Source organism: Pseudomonas sp. FSL W5-0203, from assembly GCF_001896155.1.
GTDB lineage: Bacteria > Pseudomonadota > Gammaproteobacteria > Pseudomonadales > Pseudomonadaceae > Aquipseudomonas > Aquipseudomonas paracarnis.
The window spans coordinates 70,157-95,989 of sequence record NZ_MPOR01000004.1 but is presented as its reverse complement, the minus strand read 5'-3'; the positions used below and the strand labels follow the sequence as shown (position 1 = coordinate 95,989).

The window sequence follows — 25,833 nt, the reverse complement described above, 5'->3', positions numbered from 1 at the left end:
CCATCGTCCTAAGCAATTGAATCCGGAAGGTGTGATGCCCGATTGCATAGCGAGCTCTAGCGTGGAGACGTGGGCTTTTTTACAGAACCTCGTAACCTCTCCATCCCACCTAGCTGACCAAGCGAGCAGTTTGTGGATCGTAGATCACTTCGGTAATAGATCCATTTCGAATGCGCTCAACCGCTTCGTCAATCACATGGAGCGGTACTAGGAACCACTCTCTCGGTTTGACCGGATTTCCGAAGCGGTCTTCGATAGTTAGATCAAGCTGTACTGCGCCAAATAAGCGGTGGAAGATATTCTCTAGCCTAGTCCGATTCAGGTTGTGCAGCGTGTAGGCGGCGACCACCTCCACGCCAGCCAGCATATAGGTGGCGTCTTTTTCCGCGCCTGCGATACGGGTTTCCACCTTGCCGCCAGTCACGCCGATTTTGTGGATCAGCTCGCGATGCTCAGCTACGAATGGGTGACTAGACAAGCTCCGCAGTACGTAGATAGTCCCGCTCTCAATATCGTCAGGCTCTGGAGCATCGCCAAACAATGGCCCCATGTCCGGATCGGTCAGCCGGCGACCGGTGTCGTCCTTGTAGAGAGCCCGTTGCAGCGAACGCCGCAGCAGGTTGCTTTCCGTACCGTTGGCGTAGATAACACGCAGGCGCGCATCGCTTTCGCCATTAGGAGCCTTGATGGTTTCGCCTGTTTCAGCCACATAGGCGAGTTGCCCACCTACGATGAAGTAGTGGCCGGTTTCAATGCTGGTATCGCGCCCAAAACGTAAGGTTTTGCGAACACCAGACTTCAAATCTCTCTCTACCAGTTCGAACAACGGTTGGAACTTGTCAAAGTCCGCACATCGAGTACGGTCGGCAATTTCTTCGGCTGCGCGTTTTTCAACGCTCGAACGTACGTGGCGCAGCACCGTGATGTCGGCCTGATCAGCGGACTCACCGCCGAGTCCCAATTCGGCCAGCAACGCGTCCTCATCCAGCTCATCCCCATCCGCTGGGGAAGCTAATGCACCAGTCAGCAGGCCGAGGCCATCCAACTCAGCCAGCAGAGTTTGCGCTTCCGGCAATGTACGTAACTGATCTAGGCGCACGGCATACAAACGCTCAAATATGTCGCGGTGTTCACCATGTAACGGTGCACGACCGTGGAGCTGACAAAAGCGCAGAATATCCTCGAAGCCAGCGATGATGCGCTCCTCTCCAGGGGTCCGACTGGCAACTTTGAGCGGAGCGATTTCAAGGCCAAGATCTGCGAGCAGTTCGTCTTCGTCAATCTCAGCCATTGATCACCCCACTTTGTTGCGCAGCCATCTCCTGAGCCTTGAAGCGCATGAACGCGGCCACCCCTTCGGCAATGCGTTTTTCCCAGGGATCAGCAGAGTTGATGTCAGGAAGACGGCCTCGCTCCCGTTTGAAAGTTCTTGCGCGATTGGTCAGTTCAACCGCCTCATCACGAGGAATACTCACTTTCTTGACGGCGATACTGGCTTGCACCTGCCGCAAAGATTTTTCATCCATCGTTTTTGCCAACACCGCATAAGCGGCATCAAATGGGTTGATGCGGTCGATCAGGTCAATATCCAGCTCGCGTACGTTGACAAACTTACGCACCCCATCCAGCAGCGCTGTGCTTCCTTGTACCGTGTCACCATTGCCTGTATCGACTTGGGCCAAGGCCAGCTTGGCCTGCTGGGTAATATTCATTGTAGCAATGGCGTGCTGGCGGACGGCTTCCTGATCAGCCTCGCTCAAATCTGGGTAACGCTCGCGTACGATCTTTCCCATACGCAACTGGGTCAACTCTTCGGGCAGAGTGTTTTCCTTATCGAAAAGGCCGCGCTCCAGCACGGTTTTATCCTGCAAGAAGTTGGTCACCACTTCGTTCAAATCCTCTTTGCAGATGCGCGTAGCTTCTGCGCTTTGAGGCGTAACGAGCCCCTTGATTTCGACATGATACTGACCTGTGGTTTCATTCACCCCTAAATTGATCCCACCTGGTTGATAACCTTCAGCCCCGTAATTGAACCCCTCTTTCGGCCCTGTATCTTTCGGGGTGAACTCATAGCGTGGAGCCAGCACTTGCTCCATCAGCAAGCTAGCGGAAATAGCCTTGAGCATATCGTTCACCGCCTCAGCAACAGAGGCTTGATCGGCTGCGGGTTCAGCGATCAGGTTGGTAAAGCGTGAGCGCTCCTTACCCTCTGCATCACGTGTTGCGCGACCAATGATCTGCACGATTTCAGTCAAGCTGCTGCGGTAACCAATGGTTAGTGCATGTTCACACCAGATCCAGTCAAAGCCTTCCTTCGCCATGCCCAGAGCAATGATGACATCCACATTATCGCGGTTGTTCTTCTGCGCCGGATCTTTCAACGCACTGAGCACTTTGGAGCGTCTAGTCGCGTCGCTATCATCCACCAAGTCGGCTACTTTCAACGTGCGCCCGTCTTTGACTTTGATGAGGTGAAAGCCGGTCGCAGGGTCGACACCCTGCCAATCGCCCAGCGCACTCATGATTTCGTTTACCTCCCGCTCCTTGTCTTTGAGGCTTTCACGAGCATTTACGTTGGGAATATGGACGATGGTTTTCAGTGCAGGGTCTAGTACCTTGGCGATGGCATCCACATACTTACCTGTGTAGAAGAAGTAGCCGATGTCCAGTGACTTGAGCCAGCGGTAGCCATTGAGCTGTTCGTAGTATGTGTAGGTCACCGTTTCAAACTTGGCTTCTTCCGCAGGGGCCAGCACGGCCTCACTGTCACCGCGAAAATAAGAGCCCGTCATGGCTACCAGATGTACTTTATCTCGCCCGATAAAAGCGCTCAGCTGACCGCCCAACTTGTTATCCGGGTTGGCCGAAACGTGATGGAACTCATCGATGGCAATAAGACGGTTGTCGAATGCCTCGATTCCCAATTCCTCTACAGCAAAGCGAAAGGTGGCATGAGTGCAGACCAGCGTCTTATCTGCACTTTTCAGGAAGGAGCGCACAGCTTCGACCTTGGATTTGGCAACGCGCGGCTCGTCGATGCCTGGGGCATTGCATAGGTTCCACTGCGGAGCCACTTGCCAGTCCCAGTAAAAACCAGAAGAGCTAAGCGGTTCATCTGCGAAGCTCCCGCCAATGGAGCGCTCCGGCACTACGACGATAGCCTGTTGCAGTCCTTGATTATGCAGCTTATCCAGCGCGATAAACATTAAGGCTCGGGACTTGCCCGATGCGGGAGGCGACTTGATCAACAGGTATTGCTCACCACGCTTGGTATAGGCACGCTCCTGCATGGTACGCATACCCAACTCATTGGCTTTGCTGGAAGCCCCGGTGTGTGCCGTGGTAATAGATACGGAAGGCAGCGTGTAGGTGTTCGTGGGGTTCTGAGTCTGTTCGGTCATTGCGAGTCGTCTTCCATGGATGCGTCATCACTTGCCGGTTCGCGTTCGATCTGTTCGATGCTAGGCAGGCTGGTTTTCAGCCTTTGCCGGCAGGGAGTCCACCAGTTGATATTCGGCCACACCGATGGGGCGGGCGTTATCACGCAGGGCGTATTCGGCCACTATCTTGTTCTTACTCTTATACAGCAGCATGCCAATGGCTGAACCGCCCTCTGGATGCTTGATCTGAGCATCCGCAGCAGTGAAGTAAAAACTCAACTGACATACTCAGACTAACCGGAACATCGCTCATTCTTTTTTCCCTCGTATTTTTTTCGGCGCCGCCTTCACTGTACTTGCAGCCATCTTGGTGTAGAGGTCAAACAGCTTTTCCAGTCGCTCGGTATCGTTTCTAAACCAACGGCCAATATAGATACGCTCCAGCACTTCATCATTGCGTTCGTGGGCGCGGCGCAGGTTGTCCGGCATTCTGTCTGGCGCATACAGGTCAGCGATGGTCGCGGGGAAATGCGCCTCGCGAGCCAGCAAGATGTTCTCGGCGCAGGCGGTCAAATCGGCCTTGTTTTGCTCGGTCAGTAGCGGTACGGGGAAGGTGTTCCAACCAAGGGTATTCGAATAGCGATAGCGTGTTTCCAGTTTTCCGCAGACAGTAGCCACCCAGATAAGGTGCATTCTAGAAGCGATAAGTGCCAGGTTCCATAGAGGCGCGTCATACAACGCAAAGGCATTATCGGAAACCACTGAGTGAGCTGTCAGCAGGCCTACGGGGAGGAAATCGCGTGATTCCGACGAGACCTTAGGCACTACGATTGACGATGTCAGTCCACGTCCTTGAATCTGTTTGAAACGATGCGGGCGATCTGCATAAGCGCGGGTTGACTCTGCGTCACTAGCTAGACGCATTGCGCGTACACCCTCTAAACGGGCTGCCACAATGGATATGCGCTTAGCTTCCTCGACCTGCTCGTCGTCAATCCAAAGGCATTTACGAACAATACCTTTGACAAACTCCTGTGAGCCGACAAAGTCGAAGATGTATTTGGCGATAGCTGGCTCGGACCTCACCGCCTCATCGGCTTCGGCGCCTGAAAGTAGAAGGTGGCCTCCATCCTTGGGCATGTTCCCTAGATCCATATAGGAACATCCAGACATCGATTTACGCAACGGCTGAACAACGAGGTCAGGACCTGGCACTAGGTACGCGTTAATGTTGAGAACTTGCTTCGCGCTTACTTCGTTCCTTCCCACCGCAGAAAACAGAATTCTTGGGCGCGCAACATTCCTTGAAATGCCGACGATTGCGACCGTAACTCCAGCGTTATGACTGGCGAGATTCGCCCACTTGAATGATGTGTGAGCAAAAATAATCTCATGGCCCGTTGCAAATATAAGCGGCCAAAGGGTAGGAACCTGTACCCCTTGGCATATGGAGTTCGTTGATACTAGCGCCGTCATTGCAGAAGTCTTTGATCCATAGTCGGCAGCCTTCATAAACCAGCCTGCGACATAATCAAGCGTCTTCCATCCAGTACCATGGCCCGCGAATACTGCAGCCAAGTCAGATTTCTGCTCCTCCGATTGCCATTTGCTTCCGAGATAAGGCGGATTACCACAGATGTAGGTTTCGCCTCCTTCGTTCTCAAAGTCAATTTCCGCCTGATTCAGCGGCGTGCCGAATAAATCATCAGCTACGACCTTTACGCAAGTGCCTGTAGGTGGGCAAATACTCAGCCAATCCAGCCGCAGCGCATTGCCACACACAATCCAGTTCTGCGCATTCAACGGCAAAAACTCGGCAAGTGCATCCTGTTGCCCGCGATACAGAACGTCGCACTGAAACTCGGCAATGATCAATGCCAGACGGGCAATTTCTGCCGGAAAGTCGCGCAGCTCAATGCCGCGAAAGTTAGTCAGTGGGATTTCTGACCTATTGTTAGCCTCGTCACGGCGGCGGTTGATTTCGGCTTCAATCTCGCGCATTTGCTTGTAGGCGATTACCAGAAAGTTGCCGGAGCCGCAGGCTGGGTCAAATATCCGGACACGCGCCATACGTTTGCGCAGATTCAATAGTTTGGCTTTATTGTCGCCAGCCGCCTCCAACTGCGCGCGCAGATCATCCAGAAACAGCGGATTTAATACCTTAAGAATATTGGGCACACTGGTGTAGTGCATGCCCAATGAGCCGCGCTCTTCATCATCAGCCACGGCCTGTATCATACTGCCGAAGATATCGGGATTGATTTTCTGCCAGTTCAGTTTGCCCGCGTGTAGCAGATATGTGCGTGCCATACGAGTGAACCGTGGCACCTCCGTGCTGCCCGAAAACAAGCCGCCATTCACATACGGAAAGCCGTTAGCCCAGCTCGGCAAGCGAGGCTCAACAATCTCTCGCTCGGTCTGCTTAATATTCATGGCGCGAAAAATTTCAGACAGCACCTGGTGGGTATTTGAGCCACCGTGCTCGCTGTACTGCTCAACAGTTTTGGTGAAAAGGCCATCACCATTAAAAATGTCGGTGTCTTCAGCAAAAAAACAAAACACTAACCTAGACATGAAGTGGTTCATGTCATGACGGCGCTCGGCCCTGGCCCAATCCGGGTTCTCATTTAACAGTTCGACGTACAGCTTGTTCATCCGGCTGGTGGCGCGCACGTCGATGGGGTTGTCTTTAATCTCCTTGATTGTGGAGATCCCAGCCAACGGCAGCAGGAAGCCGAAGTGATTGGGGAGGTCCTGGTAATCACAGGTGATGGTTTCACCCGTGATGAGCTCTTCGGCCTCCAGCGTTTGTCCGTCGGTGGCAAGAATGAACTTGGCTTTGGCTTTTGTCGTTGCAGGGCTGGCACGCAATGAATTAAGCGTTTCGCCTACGGCGCCGGGCTCACATGCGGCAATATGAATATTGCTGCGGAGCAGCACGCCACCTGGTACGTCAGAAGCGTTGTTATTACCGGCACGCAGTCGCCTGAGAGCGGTTTCCTTGTTGCCAAAAGCAGCCAGGAAGACGAACGGGAATTCAGCCACATCAAAAGGTTCAAGGACCAGATCCGAGATTGCGGACTCAATTTCTACTGCGTTCATGGTTTACCAATTCCAATGCATTCACAAGCGAGTGGGGCGACTTCATCTGTTAATTTTGATGGTTATTGCTAGCGCTCAGAGGGCATCTGCTCTCATGCCGCCCAAGTGGCTGTGTACCATTCCGATAACCTCGAACGGCGGAAATCGCGTGCGGGGAGCCGTAGTCCCCCTGACAGCGATAATGTCTCCATGGCATTTGAGTCACACTGCATCAGTTCTATGCTGAGGGACTCTACCAATAGTGACTAAAAAACCGATTCGATTTTCCAGATGCAGTTTTAGCCAATCCACGGCGCAGCAGATTGTAAAGGAAGGCTCTTCCTGATGGTGAACAACCTTGAGCATCCACCGCCAGCACTGGGCCACTGCACGCGGTGATATTTGCTAGTATCGGTCGAGGGGTTTCAATGCCAAGAGCTCACTCGCGCCCCGAGTGGGGGGATAAATGGGGGGACAGATATTGAAACCACCATAGATCCCAGCAAAACAAGGAAAAAACCAAACAATAACGCCGCCCACAAGCCGGCTTTTTAATCCCCCCCCTTAAACATCAATCACGTAGCCTTAAAGATCCACTCTGCCCCCCCTGAACATGTCTCTGGTGCAATAGGCAGCCATTCAAAGGCCAGTGGGCTCCAGCAATATCAAAATGACTCGACGCAATCTAGGTGTATTACCCCTTCTTCATTGCTTCACCCAAATAGTCAGCGACCTGATCGATATCCAACATGTCGCCAACAGCGACGCGAGGATGAAACATGTCGCAAAAATACAAAAATAACGACACGTTATGCACGCAGGCTTACACTAGCGACATGACAAGGGCGCTTATAAAAGCGGCCTTACCTTTAACTGGACGTCCTAGTGAGCGTGCGCCCATGACTAACCCCCAACGGCCTTGGCAGGCGGATAGACCCTATAACCAGCTTCCACCCTTGCCGCCAAAGGCAGAACTGGAAACCCGAGCAGTCCTCAAACGCTGCATCGAAGCTCGAGCAGCCTTGGCCGAATTGAAACAAGCAGCCGAGCTGATTCCTAACCAGACGATGCTGATCAATACGATCCCGCTGCTGGAAGCCAAGGACAGCTCCGAGATCGAAAGTATTGTCACTACTACAGATTTACTCTTTCAGCATGCCCAGGATTGCGCCAATCATGCAGATCCCGCGACCAAAGAAGCCCTCCGGTACCGCAAGGCTCTACATAACGGTTTCCAGTCTCTGGCTGAACGTCCACTCTCTACCGGCACAGCAGTAGAGATCTGTCGAACGCTCAAGGGTGTAGACATGGACATCCGTCGAGTGCCAGGCGTCCAGCTAGCCAATGATCGGACCGGAGAAATCATCTATACCCCACCAGAGGGCGAAGATCGCTTACGCGACTTGCTCACCAACTGGGAACGTTTTCTACACAACGAGACAGACCTCGACCCGCTGGTTCGCATGGCTGTCGGACACTATCAGTTCGAGGCTATTCATCCATTCACAGACGGCAACGGTCGTACCGGGCGCGTGCTAAACACCCTGTATCTGATCCAGGAAGGTCTGTTGAATCTACCGATTCTTTACCTTAGTCATTTCATCATTGCGCATAGAGCCGATTACTATCGACTACTGCTTGATGTCACACGCGAACAGGCCTGGGAGCCCTGGCTGCTGTACATGCTTACTGCCGTGGAAGAAACCGCTCGCTGGACCAGTGCAAAAATTGCCGCCATTCGCAGCCTGTCCGAGCACACCAGCCAATTTGTTCGCGAACGTTTGCCGAAAACCTACTCACGCGAATTGGTGGACGTGATTTTTGAGCAGCCCTATTGCCGTATTAGCAACGTCGTCGACAAGCAGATCGCTCAGCGCCAGGCTGCTTCTCGCTACCTCAAAGAACTGGTCTCCATTGATGTTCTGCAAGAGGTTCAGGTCGGAAAGGAAAAACTGTTCATTCATCCAAAGCTGATGCAGTTGCTGATTCGCGACAGCAACGAATTCAAGCCCTATTTCTGAGCCGAAATTAAGGAAATCGTGAATAAGTCGCCTGGACGATCAAAACCGAACAGGCGACGTCATATCACCTAGGCTGCAAACACTCCACCGCCCTATCCGCCACCATCTTCGCCATCTCCACCAAGTGCATTACCGCCCTCTGTGGTGCAGCCACTGACTCGCTGATCACTTGCGACGTAGCCAGCGCACAATGCAGCAGCTCAGCCACCTGCACCCAGGCATCCTCGAAGCTCAGTTCTTCATTGACCGTGAAGGGGTTGGTCAGGTGTGACGACAGCGTATCTGAACAAACGTTATCCATAGCAAAACTCCTAGCAGTAAGTGACTACCACCGTCCTTTCGCGACTAAACGAGCAGAGGTGGCGGCTGTACGCAGGTTAGTCGACCGGCCGCTAGGCACCGGCGCACCCGAGGGTGCCCTGCGCACAGCCACCATAAAGTGCAGGCAAGAAGACACCTGTCTTTGGGATGGCGCGTGCGCCTAGCGAGGTCCGGGCGACTAAACCCGATCACTGAATTAGCAGTGACGGTCAGCAGCCTAGACACCCAATTCCACTGGCGCAAGCGGTTGGGATTTTCTCGGAAACGTCCTGCAAATGAAAGGGATCGGACCTGCTGGCTACTCAAAATCAGGCAATTCACTCCTGTTCTGCACAGCAACCCGGAGGCCTGAAATCGGGCGTCAACCATTGTCCACTTTAAGTTGACAGTAAGACTCCTCCCACCCGATTTATCCCTCGTCACCCACCCATTAATCTGTGTCCATGTTGAACGCAACGCCCAACCAACCTAAACAAAAAAGGATTCAACCATGAGCACTACAACCTACAACCGCTTGAACAAAGACGACGCCATTGTTCTGCTGGTCGACCACCAAACCGGCCTGATCTCCCTGGTGCAGGACTTCTCTCCCAACGAGTTCAAGAACAACGTGCTGGCCCTGGCTGACCTGGCCAAGTTCTTTAACTTGCCGACCATCCTCACCACCAGTTTCGAGCAAGGCCCTAACGGCCCGCTGGTGCCGGAGTTGAAGGAGATGTTCCCGGACGCGCCGTATATCGCTCGCCCTGGTCAGATCAACGCCTGGGACAACGAGGATTTCGTCAAGGCAATCAAGGCCACCGGGCGTAAGCAGATCATCATTGCCGGTGTGGTGACGGATGTGTGTGTGGCGTTCCCGACCTTGTCGGCGCTGGCAGAAGGTTTTGAGGTGTTTGTGGTGACGGATGCATCGGGCACGTTCAATACCACCGTGCAGCAAGCGGCGTGGAGCCGGATGACGCAGGCCGGCGCGCAGTTGATGAACTGGTTCTCGGTGGCGTGTGAGTTGCACCGCGATTGGCGCAACGACATCGAAGGGCTGGGGAATTTGTTGTCCCAGCGGATTCCTAACTACCGCAATTTGATGAACAGCTACTCGGCCCTGTCTGCTCGCCAGAGCTAAGACTGCCATGCTCCGTATTGAGCCTGCCTGAAAAGGCAGGCTTTTTTATGGGTGTAGATTGAGAGGCGTGCGGGTGACGCGGAGCGTCACTGGATGCGTTACCACGCGGAGCGTGGGAACGAACCCGTCAGACGTCCCTAATCCAGGATCAAGTGCGGCAGAAACCGGCTTGAATCCTTGGTGATCAAGCTATTGTCCTCGCGCACACCGATGCCGGCGGCCTGGTCGCCAATGACCCAAGAGCCGATCAACGTGTAGCTGTCACCAAATTTTGGCAGCGGTGCGAACTCTTGAAGGATGAAGGGCGCATCCGTGTAGGGGCCGTCTTCTTTTACGGTCAGGCCTTCGGCGGTTTGCAGTTCGATGTTGGCGCCTTCACGGGAGAAGAACGGCTTGCGCACCCAGCCTTTTGGCACGGCTTTGCCTGGGTCGGTGTCCAGGTGGGAAGCGAGCAGGTTGGGGTGGCCTTTGTTGAATTCCCACAGCAGCGGCAGGATGCCTTTGTTGGAAATAATGGATTTCCACGCGGGCTCGAAGAACTGTGTGTCGCTCTGGGCAATCGCGGCACCAAAGGGTTCGTGGAAGATGAACTCCCAGGCGTGCAGTTTGAACAGGTGGGGAATCCAGCGATCTTCAAGGTCGACGAAGCGGCCTTCGCTGTTCAGGCCGATGTCTTCGATGTCGATGTGGCGCGATTCGATGCCGACCTTTTCAGCGACCAGGCGCAAGTAGTCGGTGGTGCCTTTGTCTTCGACCGAGTCTTTCATCGAAGCGAAGTAGAACGGCTGGTTGACCTGCAGTTGGGCGAAGGCCTGGTGCAGTTTGGTGTCGATGCTATTGAACTGGTCGGCGTGCTTGGGCAGCAGGCCGCGTTCGATGCATTGTTCCAGCCAGCCCCACTGAAACGCGGCGGCTTCGTAGAGGCTGGTGGGGGTGTCGTAGTTGAGCTCCAGCAACTTGGCGGGCCCGCTGCCGTTGTAGGAGAAGTCCATGCGCCCGTACAGGTGCGGGTGGCCTTCGAGCCATGAGGTTCGGATCATGTCGTAGAAAGGCGCGGGGATGCTCAGGCGTTCAAGCAGTTCTTCGCTGTGGACCACGCGGGCGACGAGGTCCATGCACATGTCATGGAGCTCGGTGGTCGGGTCTTCGAGGTCGCGCTCGATTTGCTTGAGCGTGAACTGGTAGTACGCGCTTTCGTCCCAGTAAGGTTCGTCGTCGATGGTATGGAAAAGGAAGCCAAGACCCTCGGCTGTATGTTTCCAGTCATGACGCTCTGCGCATTGGATCTTCTTCATGGCCGGTTTCCTTAGCTGCTCGACCCGCCGCCCCAGCCGCTGCGTGCGCTGGCTTTGCTGCCGAAGCCGCCCCGGGAGGTGGCCGATGAAACCGAGCTCGACTTAGGTGAAGAGCGCAGCGTGCTGGTGTAATTGCTGCTGCCGTACCGGGCCTGGTTGGAACGGCCAAAGGTCGCGCCATTGGACACGCGTTGGTTGAGCGTCGAGTTACCGTAGTTGCCGCGATCATCGCGATAGCGGTACACCGGTTCCGAACGGTAGCTGTTGCGGTTGTTGCTCAGCATGTTGCCGATCAGCAAGCCGGTCAGCAGGCTGCTGGTGGAGAAGCCTGAGCCGCCGCTGGCCTGAGCGTTGGCCGCTTGCGCATTGGCCGCGTCGACTTGGGATTGGGTCACCTGGCCTTCGGCGGTCAGTTCGAAACCGCCCAAGCGCGGGATGAATTTGCCGGTGGAGTCTTGCTGGCACCAGTCAGCGACAAAGTCGGCGTCGCAATCGGCCTGGCTGTCATACACCGGCGCAATGCGGCGATGCTCGGCCATGGCCGTCATGTAGGCGTCCGAGCAGACGTCTACCGGAAGTTTTTCATCGGCGCATTGCTGTACCGATTGGAAGTTGTACTTCTTTTGCAGGTCGTAGGTTTTTTCCGTTGGGCCACAGCCGGATATCGCCATGGCGACCGACGCTGCCAGCGACAGCTGGACGTACTTGCTTCGTTTCATCGGGAGCTCCGTGGGCAATCAGTTCGAGGTGGGCGTCATGCACGCGGCATTCAGCATGCCGACGCTGATGGCCACCGCGGCCACGTAGATACCGGCCGCCAGTTCGCCCTTCTTGATGCGCTCGGACGTGCCCTTGAGCACCAGGCTGGTCAGCAGGAACGCCAGCAGTTGGACGACGGCGGCGATCACGGCCCAGACGATGAAGTCGAGAACGTTGATCGAGTAGGCAATCACATTGCTGGCCGGAATGGCGAAACCGACGATGGCACCGCCCAGGGCGACCGCTGCGGAGGTGTTGCCCGCACGGATCAGTTCGAACTCCTTGTGCGGGGTGATGCGGGTGTAGATGAACTGGAACAGCGCGAACAGTACCGCAGCCCCCAGGATGTAGAGGACAAAGCCGAGCACCGCAGCTTTGTTGAGGGAGATGGAGAGTGCTTCTAGCATGGACGGCTTCCTTTTTTTAGAGCGTAGTCAGGTCGGTGGTGTACAGCGAAATGCCCAGGGATGTGCTCAGGCTGATGGTGCCTTCGGCATCTTCTTCGACGGAGAACAGCAGGAACTCTCGGCGGTCGGTCAAGCCGGTGTCGCGGGCGTATAGCATCGAACGGTGCTCGACGCTGTAGGTGGCTTCTGGGCTGATGACCTTTTCGCTCATCGCCACCAATTCGGTCTGGCCATCTTCGCTGCCCCACTCCCGGAAGAACTCGACGCCGTCGTGGGTGTAGGTCGGCAGACCGATCAGGCTTTGTGGGCCCGCGAGCCTGCTCAGTTCCGCTTCACTGCTGATGGTGACGTAACTCAGGTAGTTGAACAGAATCACTGACTCGACCTGGCCCGCTATCTGGCCGGTGGTGTGCACCTGCAACCAATAATCTTCGTCGTTCATGTAATAGCGCGACAGCCAGGTGGACTGGCCGAGGTCGATGGTGCCGTTGCTCCAGATTTCCTGGGAGCCGGGGATCACCACGTTGGTTTTTTCATCGAGCAGCAATTTCAGAGTCGTGTCAAACATCACGCCCTTGCCCGGCGCCAGGCCCAAAGGGCCGGTGGCAGGCAGGCTTGGGCTGGCGGTTCGGCTCGAGTCGGTAGTGGCTTTTGGGGCCTCAAGCCCCATCAACTGTTTAAGCCATCCCATGGGAGATTTCCTTAAGGCGAGTGGAAGCGATGTAGAAGAGTTCGCCGCCTTTGACCGCTGTGGCACTGGGCGGGTTGATCGACGGCTGCTGAACACCTTTGGCGCGATAGCCAATGAGGGTGGCGTTGTGGCGCTCCTTCATCTGCGTGTACAGCTCGCCGAACGTTGCCTCAAAGGCGTCGGGCAATTTCATCAGGTACTGGGTGGCGCCCTGCCCCACGCACAGCAACTCATTGATGACCACCGACGAGCCCGGATCCTGAGAGGCGCGCACCAGCATTTCGATCGCCATGCTGGTCGTGCATTCCAGGCGCGGGGCGTAGGAGCTGGCCAGTGCAGCGATTTCACTTTCGTTGAAGTGGGCGACCACATGCCCGACGGGGCTCAGTTGATTCACCGCCAGCACGGTGGCCAGCGTCAGGTCATCAGACGGGGTCCGCACCAGCACACGCTCGGCACCGGGCACACCGGCACGCAGCAACAGTGCGGTGGAAGACAGGCTTTCGCCGCGGATGAACGCTGCTTTGCCCGGCATCGGATTTTCTTCAAGGCTGCAATCGCAGATCACGATCAGGTTGTCGTTCGAGGTTTCGTCTTGCAGCAACAACTCAATCACCCGCTCGCTGGACGCGCCCTCCCAGCCGATCAGCACGGTATGGCCGACCTTGCCGGTGAAATCACCTTTGCCCTTCATGCCTTTTCTCCATGCATCGATAACACTGCTGGTGGTTTTGCCGATGGCTGCCGTGAGCAGCGCAATGCCCCCGAGCATGACCCAGGCCGCCACGAAAATTCGCCCAGCAGACGTCTGCGGCGCGAGGTCGCCATAGCCGACGGTGAGTGTGGTGGTGAGATAGAAGTAGATAAACGTGGCGGCAGCGGTGAGGTGTTGTTCGCCCAGCAACACCAGGCCCAGGTAAGCGGTGCTCAGGTGGACACCCAAGGCAACGATCAGGCCTGCCCAACCGAAGCGATGAAAGAGGGACGAGGCGTACATGCGTAGCAGTAGGAAAATCGACATTTAGCCCCTGGCTCCCTGGGTACTTGAATCCTGACGACAGCATCGCCTCGACGTCTGGATGCTCAAGTGCGTTCACCCGGCATTAAACCCGCTGCGCGGCGTGGATAGAAGTACCTTGGCTGCAATAAATCCGGCGAGCGCACCAAACAGATGCCCTTCGAAGGAAACGCCCTGCCGCGGAAGGAAGCCCACGACCAGTCCGCCATACAGCAAAGCCACAACAGCGGCTGTTAGCAGGTTGCCCCAGCTTCTGTGAAACCAGGCGCGAGACAGCAGATAGGCCCATAGCCCGAACACCCAGCCGCTGGCGCCGACGTGTACGCCTGAAAAACCGAACAGCCAGACCAACAAGCCGCCCAGCAGAATGACGATGGCACTGACGGCGATGAACCGGTTGACCCCTTCGATGATGACCAGAGAACCCAGGATCACAAAGGCAATCAGGTTGGCGCTCAGGTGGGCGAAGGAGGCGTGCAAAAACGGTGATGTGAGGGTGCCGAACAGACCCTGCATCGTTCTCGGGATTAGCCCGAATGCCATGAGGCTGTAACCGGTCACCACATTGAGCAGTTGCAGCGCGACCATGAAGAGGGCCAGGCCTGCGATTGTCTTGAAACCCTTCAAGGCGTTCATCCTGACCTCAACATACAAAAGAAGAGCACTGCGACTGTGGCGAGGGAGCTTGCTCCCGCTGGGGCGCGAAGCGGCCCCAAAAACAGGACTGCTGCGCAGCCCAGCGGGAGCAAGCTCCCTCCCCACAGAGTTGCAGGCTTAACTGACCTACGTTGATTACTCAGCCGACTTTTGCTTCAGACGCTCCAGAATCGCATTGGCACTGCCTTCGTTCGGCGTGATGCCGGCATCGCGCAGTTTGCGTTCCAGGTCTGTCCCCGTCGACGCTTCAGCCAGCTCATCCTGGGCTTGCAGCTCAGCGGCGCGTTGTTGCTGTTTGGCCTGCAAGCGATTGAGCGTACCGACGGCGGTTTCCAGCTTGCCGTTGGCACCGCCGCTGGCAATGGAGGCACTGACCTGGGCCTTTTGCACGCTGTCGCGAGCCTTGGCCATGTCCACTTGCTGGCGCAGGCTTTTGATGCGGCTTTCGGCCTTGGTGATGTCTTTGCGCATGCTCTCAGCGTACCCACCGAACTCGGTGGTCTGCTTTTGCTCCACGTCCCGCTCGTTGGTCAGGGTCGAAATGGCTTCGGCCACTTCCAGGGCGAGGTCTTCACGGTTGGCCTGGATAGCGGCCATCGCCTTGGATTCCAGGTCTTTGATCTTGGCGTCGTACTCGCCAACACGATCAGCCGCCAGTTTGTGCTTGGCCATGATGCTCACCAGCTCACGCTTGGCGTTGGCCAAGGCGCTGTCTGCATCGCGAATTTCCTGGTCAAGGATGCGCAGGGCCTGTTGGTCGACGATCGATTCGCCGACTTCGCTGGCACCGCCACGCAACGCGGTGAACAATTTGCTCCAGATGGACTGAGTCATTGGGTTTTCCCGAATAATTAAATGAAGAAACGTTCGAAGGCTTCGCTGGCGCGCTGCACGTTATCAACCAGGGTTTTCACCTCGGTCACGATGTTGGTCAGGCTGGAGTCGGAGCTGAGCGCACCGAACATGTTGTAAACCACCTGCCCGTTCGGCATGGACTCGATACCGATCGACGACAACGGGAACATCTCCCGGCTGCGCAGCACGGCGTCATTGAAGGCCGGTACGTCGTTGATGGACTCGGCGTCGACCAGGACGGTATCCACGATGATTTGCTCGCCCACCACCGCGATGTAAATCGGCAAGCCACCAAAGTCGTTCATCTCCAGCTTGATGCTGGACTCGGAGCCTTGGACGAGAGAAAGCGTAATGTCATGGGACGTCACGTCATCCAGCGCCTGAAGAGCACTGAAGAGGCGATCGATATTCCAGTTAGTACCTGCGCTCATGAAATTCTCCGACATGAATGAGCCAGCCAGGATCGGTTGGCGTAGCTGTTTCTCCATTTGCTTGAGCAGGCTTCGGTTTTCGGGAAGCACCCAAGTCTCGTGTTTCACATAACCGGCCGCCGCCAGCCCCGCACGCATCTGCTTCATGTAAAAGCTCGACGGCTTTTTTGCGGACGGCTTCAAGCGCTCTCCCTTGAGGCTTGTTGAATCGGTATCGGGCCCAGTTGATGGGCTCGATGGAGAGCTGCTGTTCATGGTACTGACCTCGCTGTGAAAAACTCACGCGTGAGAAAATCTACAGGCAATCCGCAAGGTACTCAATAGCTCACGCGTGAGATTTTTCCTTACATTTTTCAGCCACCGACAAGACCCAGCCTACCCCGCCAACTCTCGCTCGATTTGCTCGATGCTAGGCAAGCTCGATTGCAGTTCGGCTGGCAAAGACTCCATCAGTTGATATTGCGCCACACCAATAGGCCGGTTGTTATCGCGCAGTGCGTATTCAGCCACCACTTCATTTTTACCCTTGCACAACAAGAGGCCGATAGTCGGGCCATCCTGTGGGTGCTTTATCTCGGCATCCACCGCCGCAAGATAGAAGCTCAATTTGCCCAGATGCTCGGGCTTGAACTTGCCTGCCTTGAGTTCGATCACCACATAGCAACGCAGCTTCAGGTGATAGAACAACAGGTCGATGAAGAACTCATCGCCGCCTACATTCAGCAGCACTTGCCGGCCAACGAAGGCGAAACCTGCGCCCAACTCCAAAAAGAAGTCAGTGACATGCTTGATCAGGGCGTTTTCGATTTCGCGCTCTTGTGCATTCTGGCCCAGACTGAGGAAATCAAAGCGGTACGGGTCTTTGAGGGATTCGCGCGCCAGGTCGGATTGCGCTTTGGGCAGATGGCTTTCGAAGTTGCTGACGGCCTTGCCACTGCGCTCCAGCAGGCGATTTTCAATGTGCATCACCAGTGTGTTGCGCGACCAGTTATGTTTTAAGGCCTGGATGATGTACCAACGACGAGTTTCGGGGCCGGGAAGCTTATCGAGCAGCACCACGTTGTGGCCCCAAGGCAATTGTGCAGCAGCCTGTTGCACAAATTCCGAATCCGGCCACGCCTCGGCAAAAGCACGCATGTACTTCAGATTGCGCGGCGAAAAACCCTTGATGTCAGGAAAGGCCGCCCGCAGATCTTGCGCAAGGCGGTCGATCACTTTGCTACCCCAACCTTGAGCGTGCTGACACGTCAAAATATCGTGACCGAGCTGCCAGTAGAGCAGCACCAGCTCACGATTAACGGCAATTGATGCGCGCTGTTGCGCCTGATGGATGCGGCCCTTGAGGTCTGTCAGCCAATCGCCGTAGCCCTCAGGAGGCGCGATCAACCCGATAGAAGTTTCGCTCATGCCTTTTTTACTCTGGTGTTTTCGGCAGGCTAGCCAGCCGACAGTACCGTCACAAGCATTCGAGACAGTTCAGGAAGGGTCCTGCGTACCTCACAGAAAGGTCCTGCTGGCACTTGACTCTCCCCTATACGGCACCCCCTACCCTGAATGCCCTTTTCTCAGAACTTATCACCATGAGTCAGCGCATTCTGGTCATTCTCGGCCACCCGTTCGCCGATAGCTTTTGTTCCGCCCTCGCGCACACTTATATCCACGCTGCTAAAATGGCCGGTCACGAAGTCCGCGTCCTGCGCCTGGGTGATCTCAGGTTCGACCCCATCCTTCATCATGCTTACACCCAGGTTCAAGCGCTGGAACCTGACTTGCTCAGCGCCCAAGCCGACATCCTTTGGGCCGAGCATCTGGCCTGGGTTTTCCCTGTCTGGTGGGGCGGTATCCCGGCACTGATGAAGGGCTTTATCGACCGCGTTTTCCTCCCCGGCTTTGCCTTCAAGTACCGCGCAGGCAAGGCATTCCCAGACAAGCTGCTAAAGGGCCGAACCGCGCACTTGTTAGTGACCCTCGACACGCCGCCGTGGTATTACCGCTGGGTTTATCGCATGCCGGCCATCCACCAAATGCGGCGCACCATGCTGGCGCTGTGCGGCATCGCGACGAGCAAGACGCTGCTGTTGGGGCCGGTGCTGGGCTCTTCGCTGACGCAGCGGGCCAAGTGGCTGAAACAGGCCGGCGCACTATTTGAAAAAGGGAGTTTTCATGTACATCGGCAAAGCCGCGCAGTTGTCCGGCACGACCATCAAGGCGATTCGTCACTATGAGGCAATCGGGCTGATGCCAGCGCCTGCGCGTCGGGGCGGTTATCGCGTTTATACCGAGCAGAGTGTCGAGCGGCTGATGTTTATAAAGTGCGCGCAACAGCTGGGGTTCAAGCTCAAGGAATTACAGGAGATTTTGCAGGGGTACGAGGGTGATGCGCTTCCCTGGGACAAGGCTGACCAAGCCATCGCCAATAAGAAGCAAGCGTTAGCCATGCAAATTATGGCATTGCAGAATATGCATCAGGGTTTATTGGTCTTCGAGGCCCAATTGAAAGCGGCGCAGGGGGAGTGCTGGGTCGCCACGAAGGCAAGCTGAGACTCGGTGAGCCGAATAAGGTCGCTAATCGGCTCATGGGGTGAGCCGAATAAACCCATCAATCGGCTCACATCACCGTGTGTGCGCCACTCATTTGCCCCAATCCCCCATGTCTGCTAGTGTCGCGCCGGTTTACCGTCTACCGGAATTGCCGCCATGGCCCGCAAAAAAGTTGCACTCGATTTCGAACAATCCCTCGCCGACCTGCAAGCCCTGGTCGAGCGTCTGGAGAACGGCGAGTTGTCGCTGGAAGACTCGTTGACAGCGTTTGAGCAAGGCATCGGCCTGACCCGCGACTGTCAGAGCGCGTTGGCGCAGGCGGAGCAGAAGGTCCAGGTGTTGCTGGAGCGTGACGGGGAGTTGGCCGAAGAGCCTTTCGATGCGGAACAGCCGGAATGATCAGCGCATACCAAGCCAGTAGCCAAGCCCGGGTGAATGCCGCGCTGGAGCCCCTGTTTGTTGCGCCAAGCCCGGAAATGACGCGCCTCTATGAAGCCATGCGCTACAGCGTGATGAATGGCGGCAAGCGGGTGCGCCCGTTGCTGGCCTATGCCGCCTGCGAAGCTCTCGGGGCGCCGGCAGCCGAGGCGAATGGCGCGGCCTGTGCGGTCGAGTTGATCCACGCCTATTCCCTGGTGCATGACGACTTGCCGGCAATGGACGACGATGATTTGCGTCGCGGCCAGCCCACCACCCACAAAGCCTTCGATGAGGCCTATGCAATTCTGGCCGGAGATGGCTTGCAGAGCCTGGCGTTCAGCGCATTGCTGGACCCGACGCTAAGCAGCGTCAACGCCGAGATCCGCTTGCGCATGGTCACCGCCCTGGCCCATGCAGCGGGCCCGGCTGGAATGGTCGGCGGGCAGGCCATCGACATGGGCTCGGTCAGCCTCAAGCTCGATCAAAAAGCCCTCGAACACATGCATCGCCACAAGACCGGTGCGCTGATTGAGGCCGCCGTGCAACTGGGCGCCCTGGCCAGTGGCCGTGCCGACGCCGAGCAATTAGCGGCGCTGCAGACCTATTCTCGCGCTGTCGGCCTGGCCTTCCAGGTACAGGACGATATCCTCGACGTGGAAAGCGACACCGCCACCCTCGGTAAACGCCAGGGCGCCGATATCGCACGTGACAAGCCGACTTATCCTGCCTTGCTGGGGCTGCAAGCCGCCAAGGCCTATGCCATCGAGCTGCGTGACCAGGCTCTGGATGCCCTGCGACCTTTCGACGCGGCGGCCGAGCCACTGCGTGACCTGGCGCGGTATATCGTCGAACGTCGCCACTGACAGCCGCGGCCATTTGCGCCGCATATCAGCCAAGTTCGGCCCTCTGCGTGGGCAGTTTGCACGGCTTGAGGTAAACTGCCGCCTCTTCTATACCTATAACGATTCGCCTGATGCCCACGACGTTTCAAGAGATTCCCCGCAAACGCCCGTCTACGCCCCTGCTCGACCGTGCTGCCACGCCGGACGGCCTGCGTCGACTGGGTGAAGCCGAGCTGGAAACCCTGGCCGATGAGCTGCGCCTGGAATTGCTCTACACGGTCGGCCAGACCGGTGGGCATTTTGGCGCCGGGCTGGGCGTGATCGAGCTGACCATCGCCTTGCATTACGTGTTCGACACCCCGGACGACCGGCTGGTGTGGGACGTGGGCCACCAGGCGTATCCGCATAAAATCCTCACCGGCCGTCGCGAGCGCATGGCCAGCCTGCGCCAGAAGGACGGCCTGGCCGCCTTCCCACGCCGTGCCGAGAGCGAGTACGACACCTTTGGCGTCGGCCACTCCAGCACGTCCATCAGTGCAGCACTGGGCATGGCGATTGCCGCCCGCCTGCAAGGCAGTGAGCGCAAGGCGATTGCGGTGATTGGTGATGGCGCGCTGACCGCCGGCATGGCCTTCGAAGCGCTGAACCATGCGCCGGAAGTGGACGCCAACATGTTGGTGATCCTAAACGACAACGACATGTCGATTTCGCGCAACGTGGGTGGCCTGTCCAATTATCTGGCGAAGATCCTCTCCAGCCGTACCTACGCCAGCATGCGCGAAGGCAGCAAGAAAGTGCTGTCACGTCTGCCTGGCGCATGGGAAATTGCGCGCCGCACCGAAGAGTATGCCAAGGGCATGCTGGTACCCGGCACCCTGTTCGAAGAGCTGGGCTGGAACTACATCGGCCCTATCGACGGCCACGACCTGCCGACCCTGATCGCGACGTTGCGCAACATGCGCGACCTCAAGGGCCCGCAGTTCCTGCATATCGTCACCAAGAAAGGCAAAGGTTTCGCTCCGGCGGAAGTCGACCCGATTGGTTACCACGCGATCACTAAGCTCGAACCCCTGGACGCTCCCGCCGCCGCGCCGAAAAAGGCCAGCGGGCCGAAGTATTCCGGGGTGTTTGGCGAATGGCTATGCGACATGGCCGCCGCCGACCCGCGTCTGGTGGGTGTTACCCCGGCGATGAAGGAAGGCTCCGACCTGGTGGCGTTCAGCGAGCGTTTCCCGCTGCGTTACTTCGACGTGGCGATTGCCGAGCAACACGCCGTGACCTTCGCGGCCGGCATGGCCTGCGAAGGCGCCAAGCCGGTGGTGGCGATCTACTCCACCTTCCTGCAACGCGGTTATGACCAATTGGTTCACGATGTGGCGGTGCAGAACCTCGACGTGCTGTTCGCCATCGACCGTGCCGGCCTGGTGGGCGAGGACGGCCCGACCCATGCGGGCAGCTTCGACCTGTCGTACCTGCGCTGCATCCCCGGCATGCTGGTGATGACCCCGAGCGACGAGAACGAACTGCGCAAGATGCTCAGCACCGGCCACCTGTACAACGGCCCGGCCGCTGTGCGGTACCCGCGCGGCACCGGCCCGAACGCCGTGATCGAAAAAGACCTGGAGCCGATCGAAATCGGTAAAGGCATCGTGCGTCGCCAAGGCAGCAAAACTGCGTTCCTGGTGTTTGGCGTGCAACTGGCCGAAGCCTTGAAAGTCGCCGAGAAGATCGACGCCACCGTGGTCGACATGCGGTTCGTCAAGCCACTGGATGAAGCGTTGGTACGCGAAATTGCCGCCAGCCATGAGCTGCTGGTGACCGTCGAAGAGAACGCCATCATGGGCGGCGCCGGTGCGGCGGTCAGTGAGTTCCTGGCGCGGGAGAACATCCTCAAGTCGGTGCTGCACCTGGGCTTGCCAGATGTATACGTCGAACACGCCAAGCCGGCGCAGATGCTGGCTGAATGCGGGCTGGATGAGGCGGGTATCGAGGCGTCCGTGCGCGAGCGCCTGGCGCTACTGAATCTGTAATCAGCCCCAACTGTGGGAGCTGGCTTGCCTGCGATGACGGCGGCACATTCGCTAACAATGTGTCAGATACACCGCTATCGCAGGCAAGCCAGCTCCCACAGTGGTTTTGCATGACCTTCGAATGCTATGGACAGCCCATGAAACGCCTGTGCCTTGCCCTGCTACTGCTTCCCTGCGCCGACCTGCTCGCCGACACCCGCGACCAGGCCCTGAAGCTCTCCGACGTGGTCATCAGCGCCAACCGCCAAGTCCAGGCGCGTAATGACAGCAGCGCCGCCAACACCGTCTTCACCCGCGCCGACATCGACCGCCTGCAACCCACCAGCGTCACCGACCTGCTCAGCCGCGTGCCGGGCGTGCAAGTTGCGCCGACCGGTGGGCGTGGCAGTTTGCCGGGGATTTTCATTCGCGGCACCAAGTCGGCGCAGAGCCTGGTGCTGGTGGACGGCCAACGCATCGCCAACACCACCTCCGGCGACAGCGGCTTGCAATACCTCAACGTCGATCAGATTGAACGGGTAGAAGTGCTGCGCGGTTCACGTTCGGTCATTTACGGCAGCGATGCGATTGGTGGGGTGATTCAGGTGTTCACCCGGCGCAATGCCGAGCAAGGCTTGCAGCCGCGCCTGAAACTTGGCTTTGGCAGCAACCAGACCTGGGAGCGCAGCTTGGGCCTGTCGGGCGGCGATGAACACACGCGGTTCAACCTGGGCGCGAGCCTGGATGAAACCGCCGGCATCAACGCGAGCCACGCGTCGTTCCCCAGTGACGGCGACCATGATGCCTACCGCAACCAGTCCATCAGCCTGAACCTCAGCCACTCGTTCAGTGATGAGCTGGAGGTGGGCTTCAATCTGCTGGATAACCGTGGCAAGTCGCAGTACGACAACAGTTATGGCCGCTACGACGGCGCCACCGGGCAGAGCCTCGGCCAGAAACCCTACACCGACTACACCGTGAGCAGCGCCAGCGGCTATGTCGATGCCAAGCTCAATGACAGCTGGCAGTCGCGCCTGGAGCTGGGCCACAGTGAAAACCGCGACACCAAGCGCGATACCCTCAGCGATGATTACAGCGCATTCAACACCTACCGCGACTCGGTCAATTGGCAGAACGACCTGATCCTGGATGAGCAAAACAGCCTGATCGTCGGTGGCGACTGGTATGAAGACCGTTTCCACGGTTCCACCACCTTTACCGAGAACAGCCGCTGGAACCGGGCGGCCTTCGTGCAGCACCGCTTCCAAAGCCAATGGTTTTCCACCGAGCTGGGCCTGCGCCGTGACCAGAACCAGCAGTTCGGCGGCCAGAACAGTTGGAGCGGCACCCTGACCTTGCCGGTCAACCCCGATAATGACTTGCTCTTGAGCTACAGCGAAGGCTTTCGTGCGCCAACCTTCAACGACCTCTATTACCCCGACACGCAGTACAGCAACCCCAACCTGCAGCCCGAGACATCAAAGAGCTACGAGCTGCAATGGCGCAGCCAACTGACCGACAGCACACGCCTGGAAGCCTCGCTGTATCGCACCGACCTGAGCGACGCGATCATCCTTGACGCCGGCAAGCCGCAAAACGTGGCGTCGGCGCGGATCAACGGCTTTGAAGCGGCGCTCAAGCAAGAACTGTTTGGCTGGCAGGGCAACCTGGGCCTGTCGCTTATCGACCCGCGTGACCGTGACAGCGGCCACACCCTGGCACGTCGCGCACGGCGAACGGTGAACCTGGATCTGGACCGGCAATTTGATCAACTCGGTCTCGGCGCCAGCTGGCAAGCGATCAGCAGCAGCTACGACGATGAAGCCAACCGCAACCGTCTGGGCGGTTATGCCTTGTTGGGGCTGCGCAGTAGTTGGGCGTTGAACCGGGAGGTGTCGTTGTCGCTGAAGGTGGATAACGCGCTGGACAAGTCTTATGCACGGGCGAAGTACAGCTACCTCGGGGAAAACCAGAATTATCGTGAAGAAGGTCGGGTGTGGATGTTCGGGGTGACGTGGACACCCGAGCTTTAAGTAATCTGAACCGGCGTCATCGCAGGCAAGCCAGCTCCCACAATTGAAATGCATTCCCCTGTGGGAGCTGGCTTGCCTGCGATAGCGTTGTCACAGGTTCGGCGCAATCACCTGGCACAACCGCCCCACCGCCTCCAACATCTGCCCGCTGGGCCGTTCCAGGCCCTTGTCCGGCACTAACCGCACCCGAGCAGCCATCGCCGGCCATGCCGTCCAGGCCTCCCTCTGAGCCTGATCCCCCACCAGGATCACCTCGGGGTCTCGCGCCAGCACCGATTCGATATTCACCTGCGGCGCCGGCAACTTCAGGTCATCGAACACATTGCGCGCCCCGCACACGCTGAGGGCATCGCTGATGATCTGCCCACCGCCCACGGTGTACAGCGGCTGGTTCCACACTTGGTAGAACACTCGCAGCGGCTCGGCCCGCTGGTAGCGCTGGCGCAACTCGGCCAAGCGCTGGCGCAATTGTGCCGCGCGCTGGTGCCCGGCCTCGGCGCGGCCCAATTGCTCGGCAATGGCCTGCACCTGCGCGGTCAGTTGTTCAAGGCTGTGGGGTTCGGCGACGTACACCGGGATATTCAATCGTTGGAGCTGCTCGCGCTGGGCCGGGCCGACGCTGCCAGGCCAGAGCAGGATCAGGTCGGGCTTGAGGCTGAGCAGGCGCTCCATGTCCAACTGGCCGTAGTGCCCGACCGAGGGCACCTTCGCCAACGCCGCCGGGCGGTCACCACCATCAAGCACGCCGACCAGCAAGTCCTCGGCGCCCAGTTCAAGGACGATTTCAGACAGTGACGGCGCCAGGCTGACAACCCGCTCGACCGGCCAGCCCTGGGCACTGAATACCAGCAGCAGCGCCAGCCAATAGCGCTTCATCCCAACTGACGCGGTATGCGATAGAGATAGAACAACACCAGCGTCGACAGCGCCAACAGAAACAGCGGCACTGCCTCCAGGCCGACGAACACCGCCAGCGCGCCAATCCAGGCCGGTAACGCTGCAACCAGCAACGCCGTGCGCCGACGCGCCGCCAGGGTGATCCAGGCTGCCGGCTCTTGAGCAGTATCAAGGGCTTTGGAGGTGGCGATCAGCGCGTGTTTGTAGGCGTGAAAATAACGCAGGCTGAGAAACATCGAGGCCACGCCGGCGATGAAGAATGGCATGGCCAAGACGGGCAACAAGGATTCAGCCCGGCCAAACAGCAGGTTGATCACGAACAACGGCAGCAATGCCAGGGCCAGGTACTGCCACCAGTTGAAGGACAGTCGCCGTTTCACCTGGCCACGGGTCACGCGCGGTCGACCTCGCCCTGGTGCTCGTTGCCCATCATGTGATCGAGCTTGCTGGCTTTGGTGGCCAGGTAGAGCTTGTTGTGCGGGTTGTGCCCGGTGTGCAGCGGCACGCGCTCGGCCACGGTGATGCCCATCTCGGTCAAGGCTTTGACCTTGCGGGGGTTGTTGGTCATCAGGCGCAGGGATTTGACCCCCAGGTGCTCGAGCATCGGCAGGCAGATGGCGTAGTCGCGCTGGTCGGCAGCAAAGCCCAGGCGCTCGTTGGCCTCGACGGTGTCGGCGCCGCCGTCTTGCAGTTCGTAGGCGCGGATCTTGTTCAACAGGCCAATGCCGCGGCCTTCCTGACGCAAGTACAGCAACACGCCACGGCCTTCACGAGCGATGGCTTGCAGTGCAGCCTCCAGTTGCGAGCCGCAGTCACAGCGCTGGCTGAACAGCGCATCGCCGGTCAGGCACTCGGAATGCACACGCCCCAGCACCGGCGCGCCATCCGTGATGTCGCCGAGGCTGAGCACAACGTGCTCGCGCCCGGTGGCTTCTTCAAGAAAGCCGTTCATGGTGAACGTGGCAAAAGGGGTAGGCAGCTTGGAAGCGGCGACGAAAACGACGGGCACCGTGTGCTCCTGATTTCAGATTTCACAGAGGCGGGCATTGTAA

The 25,833-nt window shown here is 57.7% G+C and carries 24 protein-coding genes and 1 pseudogene; 8 read left to right on the top strand and 17 right to left on the bottom strand.

Annotated elements, in window-relative coordinates; translation table 11 throughout:
• Nucleotides 1–109 precede the first annotated feature (109 nt).
• The 4 genes and pseudogenes from BOP96_RS05825 to BOP96_RS05810 form a co-directional block, all read right to left on the bottom strand.
• Nucleotides 110–1,291 (bottom strand): GIY-YIG nuclease family protein, encoded by a 1,182-nt coding sequence (locus BOP96_RS05825; protein ID WP_073452049.1) that lies wholly within the window; start codon nt 1,289–1,291, stop codon nt 110–112.
• Complete coding sequence (locus BOP96_RS05820; RefSeq protein ID WP_073452048.1) at nt 1,284–3,401, bottom strand: DEAD/DEAH box helicase; 2,118 nt, start codon at nt 3,399–3,401, stop codon at nt 1,284–1,286. The genes BOP96_RS05825 and BOP96_RS05820 overlap by 8 nt, the downstream gene beginning before the upstream one ends.
• Nucleotides 3,398–3,662, bottom strand: a pseudogene (locus BOP96_RS29440) (PDDEXK nuclease domain-containing protein); the annotation flags it as partial. The pseudogene BOP96_RS29440 and the gene BOP96_RS05820, both read right to left, overlap by 4 nt.
• A gap of 27 nt (nt 3,663–3,689) precedes the next feature.
• On the bottom strand, nt 3,690–6,482 hold the full coding sequence (locus BOP96_RS05810) for a class I SAM-dependent DNA methyltransferase (RefSeq protein ID WP_073452044.1): 2,793 nt from the start codon (nt 6,480–6,482) through the stop codon (nt 3,690–3,692).
• Nucleotides 6,483–7,360: 878 nt separating this feature from the next.
• Here BOP96_RS05810 and fic point away from each other — a divergent pair.
• The gene (fic, locus tag BOP96_RS05805; RefSeq protein ID WP_032904192.1) at nt 7,361–8,482 is read left to right on the top strand and encodes a protein adenylyltransferase Fic; all 1,122 of its coding nucleotides are present in this window, start codon (nt 7,361–7,363) and stop codon (nt 8,480–8,482) included.
• Between the two features lie 64 nt (nt 8,483–8,546).
• Here fic and BOP96_RS05800 read toward each other — a convergent pair whose 3' ends face one another.
• Nucleotides 8,547–8,783 carry a DUF6124 family protein gene (locus BOP96_RS05800; RefSeq protein ID WP_073452042.1) on the bottom strand — a complete coding sequence of 79 codons (237 nt, stop codon included), beginning with the start codon at nt 8,781–8,783 and terminating at the stop codon, nt 8,547–8,549.
• A gap of 510 nt (nt 8,784–9,293) precedes the next feature.
• Between BOP96_RS05800 and ycaC the strand changes: the two genes are divergently transcribed.
• Nucleotides 9,294–9,926: an isochorismate family cysteine hydrolase YcaC gene (gene ycaC / locus BOP96_RS05795; RefSeq protein WP_073452040.1), complete on the top strand. Its 633-nt coding sequence runs from the start codon at nt 9,294–9,296 to the stop codon at nt 9,924–9,926.
• A 137-nt stretch (nt 9,927–10,063) separates the two neighbouring features.
• Here ycaC and BOP96_RS05790 read toward each other — a convergent pair whose 3' ends face one another.
• The 9 genes from BOP96_RS05790 to BOP96_RS05750 form a co-directional block, all read right to left on the bottom strand.
• Nucleotides 10,064–11,221, bottom strand: a complete 1,158-nt coding sequence (locus BOP96_RS05790; RefSeq protein WP_073452037.1) for a glutathionylspermidine synthase family protein — start codon at nt 11,219–11,221, stop codon at nt 10,064–10,066.
• An 11-nt stretch (nt 11,222–11,232) separates the two neighbouring features.
• Nucleotides 11,233–11,940, bottom strand: a complete 708-nt coding sequence (locus BOP96_RS05785; RefSeq protein WP_014720111.1) for a DUF1190 domain-containing protein — start codon at nt 11,938–11,940, stop codon at nt 11,233–11,235.
• Between the two features lie 18 nt (nt 11,941–11,958).
• Nucleotides 11,959–12,387 carry a DUF350 domain-containing protein gene (locus tag BOP96_RS05780; RefSeq protein WP_003194539.1) on the bottom strand — a complete coding sequence of 143 codons (429 nt, stop codon included), beginning with the start codon at nt 12,385–12,387 and terminating at the stop codon, nt 11,959–11,961.
• A gap of 16 nt (nt 12,388–12,403) precedes the next feature.
• Entirely contained in the window at nt 12,404–13,078 is a 675-nt protein-coding gene (locus tag BOP96_RS05775; protein ID WP_073452035.1) for a DUF2491 family protein, read from the bottom strand.
• The gene (locus tag BOP96_RS05770; protein ID WP_073452033.1) at nt 13,065–14,099 is read right to left on the bottom strand and encodes an ion channel; all 1,035 of its coding nucleotides are present in this window, start codon (nt 14,097–14,099) and stop codon (nt 13,065–13,067) included. Before BOP96_RS05770 ends, BOP96_RS05775 begins: the two co-directional genes overlap by 14 nt.
• Nucleotides 14,100–14,171: 72 nt before the next feature.
• Nucleotides 14,172–14,732 carry a rhomboid family intramembrane serine protease gene (locus tag BOP96_RS05765; protein WP_073452031.1) on the bottom strand — a complete coding sequence of 187 codons (561 nt, stop codon included), beginning with the start codon at nt 14,730–14,732 and terminating at the stop codon, nt 14,172–14,174.
• 156 nt (nt 14,733–14,888) lie between these two features.
• Complete coding sequence (locus BOP96_RS05760; RefSeq protein ID WP_014720114.1) at nt 14,889–15,587, bottom strand: PspA/IM30 family protein; 699 nt, start codon at nt 15,585–15,587, stop codon at nt 14,889–14,891.
• Between the two features lie 17 nt (nt 15,588–15,604).
• Nucleotides 15,605–16,186 (bottom strand): YjfI family protein, encoded by a 582-nt coding sequence (locus BOP96_RS05755; protein ID WP_083535088.1) that lies wholly within the window; start codon nt 16,184–16,186, stop codon nt 15,605–15,607.
• A gap of 228 nt (nt 16,187–16,414) precedes the next feature.
• The gene (locus BOP96_RS05750) at nt 16,415–17,446 is read right to left on the bottom strand and encodes a PDDEXK nuclease domain-containing protein (protein ID WP_073452029.1); all 1,032 of its coding nucleotides are present in this window, start codon (nt 17,444–17,446) and stop codon (nt 16,415–16,417) included.
• A 173-nt stretch (nt 17,447–17,619) separates the two neighbouring features.
• On the opposite strand from BOP96_RS05750, the gene BOP96_RS05745 reads away from it, so the two are divergent.
• From BOP96_RS05745 to BOP96_RS05720, 6 genes are all read left to right on the top strand, one after another.
• On the top strand, nt 17,620–18,264 hold the full coding sequence (locus BOP96_RS05745) for an NAD(P)H-dependent oxidoreductase (RefSeq protein WP_073452027.1): 645 nt from the start codon (nt 17,620–17,622) through the stop codon (nt 18,262–18,264).
• Entirely contained in the window at nt 18,203–18,580 is a 378-nt protein-coding gene (locus BOP96_RS05740; RefSeq protein WP_073452025.1) for a MerR family transcriptional regulator, read from the top strand. The genes BOP96_RS05745 and BOP96_RS05740 overlap by 62 nt, the downstream gene beginning before the upstream one ends.
• Before the next feature lie 156 nt (nt 18,581–18,736).
• The gene (locus tag BOP96_RS05735; RefSeq protein ID WP_003194556.1) at nt 18,737–18,979 is read left to right on the top strand and encodes an exodeoxyribonuclease VII small subunit; all 243 of its coding nucleotides are present in this window, start codon (nt 18,737–18,739) and stop codon (nt 18,977–18,979) included.
• Nucleotides 18,976–19,863, top strand: coding sequence for a (2E,6E)-farnesyl diphosphate synthase (gene ispA, locus BOP96_RS05730; RefSeq protein ID WP_014720119.1), 888 nt, complete (start codon nt 18,976–18,978; stop codon nt 19,861–19,863). The genes BOP96_RS05735 and ispA overlap by 4 nt, the downstream gene beginning before the upstream one ends.
• Nucleotides 19,864–19,973: 110 nt before the next feature.
• A complete protein-coding gene (gene dxs, locus BOP96_RS05725) occupies nt 19,974–21,872 on the top strand; it encodes a 1-deoxy-D-xylulose-5-phosphate synthase (RefSeq protein ID WP_014720120.1) in 1,899 nt (632 codons plus the stop codon).
• A gap of 137 nt (nt 21,873–22,009) precedes the next feature.
• Nucleotides 22,010–23,884, top strand: coding sequence for a TonB-dependent receptor domain-containing protein (locus tag BOP96_RS05720; RefSeq protein WP_073452023.1), 1,875 nt, complete (start codon nt 22,010–22,012; stop codon nt 23,882–23,884).
• A gap of 90 nt (nt 23,885–23,974) precedes the next feature.
• Here BOP96_RS05720 and BOP96_RS05715 read toward each other — a convergent pair whose 3' ends face one another.
• The 3 genes from BOP96_RS05715 to ribA are packed head-to-tail and all read right to left on the bottom strand — an operon-like array spanning nt 23,975 to nt 25,790.
• The gene (locus BOP96_RS05715; protein WP_014720122.1) at nt 23,975–24,760 is read right to left on the bottom strand and encodes a cobalamin-binding protein; all 786 of its coding nucleotides are present in this window, start codon (nt 24,758–24,760) and stop codon (nt 23,975–23,977) included.
• Nucleotides 24,757–25,176: a hypothetical protein gene (locus BOP96_RS05710; RefSeq protein ID WP_014720123.1), complete on the bottom strand. Its 420-nt coding sequence runs from the start codon at nt 25,174–25,176 to the stop codon at nt 24,757–24,759. Before BOP96_RS05710 ends, BOP96_RS05715 begins: the two co-directional genes overlap by 4 nt.
• Entirely contained in the window at nt 25,173–25,790 is a 618-nt protein-coding gene (gene ribA / locus BOP96_RS05705; protein ID WP_005791841.1) for a GTP cyclohydrolase II, read from the bottom strand. The genes BOP96_RS05710 and ribA overlap by 4 nt, the downstream gene beginning before the upstream one ends.
• Nucleotides 25,791–25,833 lie beyond the last annotated feature (43 nt).

What these genes read in the sequence shown, in the direction of transcription:
- BOP96_RS05800 (WP_073452042.1), bottom strand. Translation starts at nt 8,783, where the DNA reads ATGGATAACGTTTGTTCAGATACGCTGTCGTCACACCTGACCAACCCC.
- BOP96_RS05825 (WP_073452049.1), bottom strand. Translation starts at nt 1,291, where the DNA reads ATGGCTGAGATTGACGAAGACGAACTGCTCGCAGATCTTGGCCTTGAA.
- BOP96_RS05745 (WP_073452027.1), top strand. Translation starts at nt 17,620, where the DNA reads ATGAGTCAGCGCATTCTGGTCATTCTCGGCCACCCGTTCGCCGATAGC.
- BOP96_RS05715 (WP_014720122.1), bottom strand. Translation starts at nt 24,760, where the DNA reads ATGAAGCGCTATTGGCTGGCGCTGCTGCTGGTATTCAGTGCCCAGGGC.
- BOP96_RS05775 (WP_073452035.1), bottom strand. Translation starts at nt 13,078, where the DNA reads ATGGGATGGCTTAAACAGTTGATGGGGCTTGAGGCCCCAAAAGCCACT.
- BOP96_RS05780 (WP_003194539.1), bottom strand. Translation starts at nt 12,387, where the DNA reads ATGCTAGAAGCACTCTCCATCTCCCTCAACAAAGCTGCGGTGCTCGGC.
- BOP96_RS05735 (WP_003194556.1), top strand. Translation starts at nt 18,737, where the DNA reads ATGGCCCGCAAAAAAGTTGCACTCGATTTCGAACAATCCCTCGCCGAC.
- fic (WP_032904192.1), top strand. Translation starts at nt 7,361, where the DNA reads ATGACTAACCCCCAACGGCCTTGGCAGGCGGATAGACCCTATAACCAG.
- BOP96_RS05790 (WP_073452037.1), bottom strand. Translation starts at nt 11,221, where the DNA reads ATGAAGAAGATCCAATGCGCAGAGCGTCATGACTGGAAACATACAGCC.
- BOP96_RS05770 (WP_073452033.1), bottom strand. Translation starts at nt 14,099, where the DNA reads ATGTCGATTTTCCTACTGCTACGCATGTACGCCTCGTCCCTCTTTCAT.
- BOP96_RS05720 (WP_073452023.1), top strand. Translation starts at nt 22,010, where the DNA reads ATGAAACGCCTGTGCCTTGCCCTGCTACTGCTTCCCTGCGCCGACCTG.
- ycaC (WP_073452040.1), top strand. Translation starts at nt 9,294, where the DNA reads ATGAGCACTACAACCTACAACCGCTTGAACAAAGACGACGCCATTGTT.
- dxs (WP_014720120.1), top strand. Translation starts at nt 19,974, where the DNA reads ATGCCCACGACGTTTCAAGAGATTCCCCGCAAACGCCCGTCTACGCCC.
- BOP96_RS05740 (WP_073452025.1), top strand. Translation starts at nt 18,203, where the DNA reads ATGTACATCGGCAAAGCCGCGCAGTTGTCCGGCACGACCATCAAGGCG.
- BOP96_RS05750 (WP_073452029.1), bottom strand. Translation starts at nt 17,446, where the DNA reads ATGAGCGAAACTTCTATCGGGTTGATCGCGCCTCCTGAGGGCTACGGC.
- BOP96_RS05785 (WP_014720111.1), bottom strand. Translation starts at nt 11,940, where the DNA reads ATGAAACGAAGCAAGTACGTCCAGCTGTCGCTGGCAGCGTCGGTCGCC.
- BOP96_RS05810 (WP_073452044.1), bottom strand. Translation starts at nt 6,482, where the DNA reads ATGAACGCAGTAGAAATTGAGTCCGCAATCTCGGATCTGGTCCTTGAA.
- BOP96_RS05765 (WP_073452031.1), bottom strand. Translation starts at nt 14,732, where the DNA reads ATGAACGCCTTGAAGGGTTTCAAGACAATCGCAGGCCTGGCCCTCTTC.
- BOP96_RS05755 (WP_083535088.1), bottom strand. Translation starts at nt 16,186, where the DNA reads ATGAAGCAGATGCGTGCGGGGCTGGCGGCGGCCGGTTATGTGAAACAC.
- BOP96_RS05820 (WP_073452048.1), bottom strand. Translation starts at nt 3,401, where the DNA reads ATGACCGAACAGACTCAGAACCCCACGAACACCTACACGCTGCCTTCC.
- ispA (WP_014720119.1), top strand. Translation starts at nt 18,976, where the DNA reads ATGATCAGCGCATACCAAGCCAGTAGCCAAGCCCGGGTGAATGCCGCG.
- BOP96_RS05760 (WP_014720114.1), bottom strand. Translation starts at nt 15,587, where the DNA reads ATGACTCAGTCCATCTGGAGCAAATTGTTCACCGCGTTGCGTGGCGGT.